Raw genomic sequence first — 6,466 nt, 5'->3', positions numbered from 1 at the left:
AACAAGAAAAACAACAAAAAGAATTAGAACAAGACTAATATTTAAAAGTTGGGAAGATGATTTAATAAATTACAATTAATAAGGAGAAAAACATGTTAAAAGGTAAAACTGTTGTAATAGGAGTAAGTGGCGGAATTGCAGTGTACAAGGTCTGTGATGTTGTAAGTAGACTTAAAAAATTAAATGCCGACGTACATGTTATTATGACAAAGAGTGCATGTGAATTTGTAGGACCACTTACATTTCAAACATTGAGCCAAAATTACGTAGTAAGTGATATGTTTGAAGATCCAAAGACATGGGAGGTTGAGCATATAGAGCTTGCCAAAAAAGCCGATTTATTTTTAGTTGCTCCAGCGACTGCTAATGTTATAGGAAAAATAGCAAATGGTATTTGCGATGATATGCTTACAACTACAATTGCAGCTACAAAGGCTAAAGTACTCATAGCACCAGCTATGAATACTAATATGTATGAAAATCCAATCGTTCAAAAAAATATATCTACACTTAAAGAATACGGATATAAATTTATAGAACCAGAAAGTGGAAGATTAGCTTGCGGGGATATAGGAAGTGGAAAGCTAGCATCTCCAGAGGTAATAGTTGAAAACGTAGAAGCTTTATTAAATTATGAACAGGATTTAGTAGGTAGAAAGATAATAATAACAGCAGGACCTACAATAGAAAGCTTAGACCCTGTTAGATATTTGACTAATCGCTCAAGCGGTAAGATGGGCTATGCTATAGCTAAGGTTGCAGCAGCTAGAGGAGCTGAGGTAACTTTAGTATCAGGCAAGACGAATTTAAAGCCAGCATCTAATATAAAGAAGGTTATAAACATCACGTCAGCAGAGGATATGTATCAGGCGGTTATTTCTAACCTAGACGAAAATGATGTAGTAATAAAAAGCGCTGCAGTTGCTGATTACAAGCCAAAGGAATACAGCGACAAGAAAATCAAGAAAAAAGATGGAGATTTAGTTATAGAATTAGATAGAAATAAGGATATTGCATATGAAATTGGTAAAATTAAAAAAGACAAGATATTAGTTGGCTTTGCAGCTGAGACTAACGACTTGATAGAAAATGCAAAGGGCAAAATTGCAAAGAAAAATATGGATTTCATAGTTGCAAATAACTTAAAAGAAAGCGGTGCAGGCTTTGGTACTGATACAAATGTAGTCAGCATCATAGAGAAGGATGGAAATATGACAAAATACCCTATGATGACTAAGGAAGAAGTTGCATCTGTGATTTTAGATAAGATTAAATCTTTATTGGACAATAAATAAACTCGAGGGGAAATCATATGATTTCCTCTTTTAGTAATGAAAACAAATGAAAGGAGTGCGAGGATGGATAAGTATGCAAAGGTTGTAGTCAAAAATAACAGTCAATATACAGATAATTTATTTACATATCAGATACCTGAGTTTTTATTAGACGAAATAAGCCTTGGACATAGAGTTCTTGTACCCTTTGGAAAAGGAAATAAGCCAATAGAGGCATATGTTTTTAAAATAACCGATAATAACGACGAAAATATCGAGACTAAGTGTATTTACGATGTGCTAGATGAAAAGCCTATTTTAAAGAGAGAGGATTTAGAATTAATCCACTGGATGAAAAACAGATATTTATGTACTTATATGGATTGTATAAATTTAATTATACCCAAGGGATATAAGCTCAATAACTACAAGGTCATTACAATAAGTCAATCGCTTAAGGATATAGAGCCGTATGAGTTATACGATTTAAGTGAGAAGCTAAGTGATAGTAAAAAATTTGTATTTCAAAAGGTGCTAGACAATAAGGGCAAGATGAAATTAGAAAAATTGATAGATGAAAAAGTAGATGATCTAGCGGATAATTATCAAAGACAGGATAAAAAATCATTAAAAAATCAAGTTACAAATAGTATGAATAGCTTGCTCTATAAGATGAAGGAAGAATCTTTGGTAGATTTAAAATGGGAATACAAGAGCATAAAAAATGAAATAAAAATATGTTATGTCTCTTTAAAAATGGATTATATAGATTTAATGCTCTATATAAAGGAACGAAAAATACGATTAGGCGACAAGCAAAGACAGGTTATAGAATTTCTAAAAAACAACCAAGAAGCAGAGATAAACGATTTGATGGATTTATTAAATGTATCTAAAGCGAGTATTAAATCCCTAGAGCAAAAGAATTTAATAAACTTTAAATATGAGGATTTTTACAGAAAAACAGAATCTAATTTCAACTACAAAAATAAAGAAGTAGTTTTAAATGAAGAACAAAACCAAGCTATAGAAAAGATCACAAGCGAGATGTTTGATGAAAATAAAAAGCCGTATATGCTTCACGGTGTTACAGGAAGTGGTAAAACCGAGGTCTATATGGAGGTAATAGATTACGCTTTAAAGCAAGGTCTTGACAGTATAGTTTTAGTTCCGGAGATATCTCTGACTCCACAGACAATAGCTAGGTTTAAAAATAGGTTTAAGGATATAGTCGGAGTTTTCCACAGTAAACTATCTGAGGGAGAGAGACACGATGTATTTAGAGAGATAAAAAAAGGAAATATAAGAATACTTATAGGAGCTAGATCAGCTATATTCGCACCTTTTAACAGCTTAGGTGTAGTTATAGTAGACGAGTTTCACGAGAACTCTTATAAATCCGAGAGCAATCCGAAGTTTTCTACCTTAGAAGTCGGGAGATATTTAGTAAATAAGAGGAATATAACTCTCGTTATGGGATCTGCAACACCTTCAGTAGAGGAATACTACAGAGCACAAAATGGCGAATACGAACTTATCGAGCTTACAAAAAGGGCAAACGACAAGCCTCTTCCTAAAATAGAGGTAGTCGATATGAAGGACGAGCTTAAATGTGGCAATAGGAGTTTTTTGAGCAATAAATTGAGACTTCAGATAGCAGAAGAGATAAAAAATAAAAATCAAGTTATTCTATTTTTAAATAGAAGAGGATATTCGAGCTTTGTTTCGTGTAGAGAATGTGGATATGTCTTTAAATGCAAAAACTGCGATATATCGCTGACTTATCATAAGAGCCAAAATATAGCAAAATGTCACTACTGCGGATATGAAGCTCATATTCCTAAAACCTGTCCAGAATGTGGAAGTAAATACGTAAAAGAATTTGGACTTGGAACAGAAAAAATCGAAGAAGAAATAAAAAATACATTTGATGGAGTTAGAGTTTTGAGACTCGATAAAGACACCACTTCAAAGAAAAACGACCTCGAAAATATTTTAAATAAATTTCAAAATAGAGAGGCTGATATACTTATAGGAACTCAGATGATAAGTAAAGGTCTCGATTTTAATCACGTTACATTAGTTGGAATACTGTCAGCTGATATGATGCTTAATTTTCCTGATTTTAAGAGCTTTGAAAATACTTTTCAACTCGTGACACAAGTTTCTGGTAGAGCGGGAAGGTCTGAAAAGGAGGGAAAAGTAATACTTCAGACCTACAGCACAGAAAACAGCGTGATAAAGCGAATAGTGGACTATGATTTCAAAGGATTTTACGAGGATGAGATAAAAATTAGAAAGATGTTTAACTACACACCTTTTAACAATATGCTAAGCGTAGTAGTAAGCGGCAAAAAGGAGCTTCAGGTTAAGAAAAATATTTTTAATTTCTACAATACACTTGTATATTTATTAAAGGAGCGCGGCATAAATGATTTTAATTTTATCTTAGGACCTAACCCATGTTCGATTTCGAGAATAAACTCTAATTATAGATGGCAAATATTATTTAAAGATGATAATATTGAAATAAATTTATTAAAGGGTATAATAAAATATATATGTATAACAAAAAGAGATATTGTATTTGAAAGAGAAGTTAACATATCAATAGATATTAATCCAAATAGTATTCTATAACAAATAGGAAATTTAAGATTTAGGAGGAAATTAAAATGGCGTTAAGACAAATAGTGGAAATAGGAGAACCAGTTTTAAGAAAGAAATCTAAAGTAGTTACAGAAGTAAACGATAAAATAAGACAATTACTAGACGATATGGCAGATACTATGTACCATGCTGACGGTGTTGGACTTGCAGCTCCACAAGTTGGGATTCTTAAAAGAATGGTTGTAATCGATATCGGAGAAGGGCTTATAGAACTTATAAATCCAGAAATAATAGAAACAGAAGGTGAATATCTAGATACAGAAGGATGTTTAAGTGTTCCAGGAGAAAGTGGAGAAGTTTTAAGACCATATAGAGTAAAGGTCAAAGCTCAAGACAGAAATGGTCAATGGTTTGAAATAGAAGGTGAAGAATTACTAGCAAGAGCTTTCTGCCATGAAATAGATCACCTAGACGGAATATTATATGTAGACAAAGTTGTAAAATAGGAGTTGATTTGTTTGAAAATATTATTTATGGGGACACCAGATATCGCAAGTGGGTGTCTTGAAAAGCTTATAGAGAAAAAATACGATGTAATAGGAGTTGTTACACAACCAGATAAACAAGTTGGTAGAGGTAAAAAAATAGTTTTTTCTCCTGTTAAACAGGTAGCTATAGAAAATAATTTACCAGTGTATCAACCTATTAGAGCAAAGGAAGAATCATTTGTAAATGAAATAAAGAATTTAAATCCAGATGTTATAGTAGTAGTAGCATACGGACAGCTTTTATCTAAGGAATTTTTAGATATACCAAAATATGGATGTATAAATGTACACGTGTCACTGCTTCCAAAATACAGGGGAGCGGCTCCAATTAACTGGGTAATAATAAACGGTGAACAAAAAACAGGAGTTTCAACTATGTTTATGGATGAAGGCCTAGATTCAGGAGATGTAATTTTACAAAGTGAATTCAAGTTAGACGATGAAATCACAGCAGGAGAGCTTCACGATAAGATGACAGTAGAGGGAAGCGAATTACTTTGCGAGACTTTAGATTTAATAAAGGAAGGTAAAGCACCTAGAACTCCTCAAAATCACGACGAGTTTACCTATGCACCTATAATGGACAAAAATTTAGGTCATGTTGATTTTTCAAAAACTGCTAGAGAAATACATAATCTAGTAAGAGGAGTAAATCCATGGCCAAGTGCATATACTACTTATATGGATAAAAAAATGAAGGTTTGGAAAACTAAAGTACTAGATGAAAAAAGTACAAAAAAACCTGGTACTATAATTAAAGTAGACAAAGAAGGTATAAGAGTAAGCACTAAGGACAAAGTCATCTTAATAACAGAAATACAAATGCCAAACAAAAAGAGAATGGAAGTCAAAGAATTTATAAAAGGAAATTCCTTAGAAGAAGGAACTGTACTTCAATAATAAATATTATGATGTATAGAAAAATAGGAGGACGTAATTATGTACTATAGATATGATCCAACATATATAATATTAATTCCAGCTATAATACTTACTATGTACGCTCAATTTAAAGTAAGCTCAACTACAAATAAGTATTTTAGAGTTCGCACACAAAGAGGATATACAGGCGAACAAACAGCAAGAGAAATTTTAAATGCAAATGGAATTTACGACGTGAGAATTGAAATGATAAGTGGAACTCTAAGCGACCACTACGATCCTAGAAGTAGAGTTTTGAGATTATCACAGGATGTATATAGGGGTACGTCTATAACTTCTGTCGCAGTAGCAGCACACGAATGTGGTCATGCTATCCAACACGCGAGAGGATATGCGCCGCTTACTATAAGAGGGGCTATAGTTCCTGTTGTTAATTTTGCTTCAAGTGCATCTTGGATTTTAATATTTTTAGGCTTATTTATGTCGTCTTTTAATTTTCTACTTAAAATAGGTATACTTCTATTTGCAGCTACAGTAGTATTTCAATTGATTACTTTACCAGTTGAATTTAATGCTTCTAGTAGAGCTTTAGCTCAGATTGAAAGCTTAGGCATAGTAAGTCATGACGAAAGAAGAGAAAGTAAAAAAGTACTTAAGGCAGCAGCTCTAACTTATGTTGCAGCAGCAGCTACAGCAGTACTTCAATTATTACGATTAATTACAATTGCTGGCAGAAGAGATGATTAGGCAAAAAATATGGTAATATAATAAGGGAATGTTATAAAGCTAGATTTAACAGATATAAATTTGCTCTGTGACACGCCCTTAATTTGATTAAGGAGAAATTTTTTATGAAAGCAAGAAATTTAGCTTATAAAGTTTTATTTGATATAGAGAAAAATCAAAACTACTCAAATATGGCTATAAATAAGCATTTTAAAGATTGTGATCTAGACAGCAGAGATAGAGGCTTTGCTACAGAGATTGTATATGGTGTGGTAGAAAACAAAATTTACCTAGATTATATAATAGATAAATTATCAAAAATAAAGACTAACAAATTAAATTTAAAAGTAAAAATACTTCTTAGAATGGGTATATATCAAATTTTATTTTTAAATAGTGTCTCAGATTATGCAGCAGTCAATGAGA

At 32.2% G+C, this 6,466-nt stretch carries 6 protein-coding genes; all 6 read left to right on the top strand.

The window, feature by feature from the left end:
* Positions 1 to 92: 92 nt before the first annotated feature.
* Positions 93 to 1,295: a bifunctional phosphopantothenoylcysteine decarboxylase/phosphopantothenate--cysteine ligase CoaBC gene (gene coaBC / locus MR593_RS12455; protein WP_290693499.1), complete on the top strand. Its 1,203-nt coding sequence runs from the start codon at positions 93 to 95 to the stop codon at positions 1,293 to 1,295.
* A gap of 63 nt (positions 1,296 to 1,358) precedes the next feature.
* On the top strand, positions 1,359 to 3,914 hold the full coding sequence (priA, locus tag MR593_RS12450; RefSeq protein WP_290693497.1) for a primosomal protein N': 2,556 nt from the start codon (positions 1,359 to 1,361) through the stop codon (positions 3,912 to 3,914).
* A 35-nt stretch (positions 3,915 to 3,949) separates the two neighbouring features.
* Positions 3,950 to 4,390: a peptide deformylase gene (gene def / locus MR593_RS12445; protein WP_290693494.1), complete on the top strand. Its 441-nt coding sequence runs from the start codon at positions 3,950 to 3,952 to the stop codon at positions 4,388 to 4,390.
* A gap of 12 nt (positions 4,391 to 4,402) precedes the next feature.
* Entirely contained in the window at positions 4,403 to 5,332 is a 930-nt protein-coding gene (gene fmt / locus MR593_RS12440; RefSeq protein WP_290693492.1) for a methionyl-tRNA formyltransferase, read from the top strand.
* A 39-nt stretch (positions 5,333 to 5,371) separates the two neighbouring features.
* Positions 5,372 to 6,061: a zinc metallopeptidase gene (locus tag MR593_RS12435; RefSeq protein WP_290693489.1), complete on the top strand. Its 690-nt coding sequence runs from the start codon at positions 5,372 to 5,374 to the stop codon at positions 6,059 to 6,061.
* A 104-nt stretch (positions 6,062 to 6,165) separates the two neighbouring features.
* Positions 6,166 to 6,466, top strand: a 301-nt coding sequence (locus MR593_RS12430; RefSeq protein WP_290693486.1) for a transcription antitermination factor NusB, incomplete at its 3' end; no start/stop codon positions are given.

Origin of the sequence: Intestinibacter sp. (assembly GCF_022780145.1) — a bacterium.
Lineage (GTDB): Bacteria > Bacillota > Clostridia > Peptostreptococcales > Peptostreptococcaceae > Intestinibacter.
This window is presented reverse-complemented; position numbering and strand designations above follow the sequence as displayed.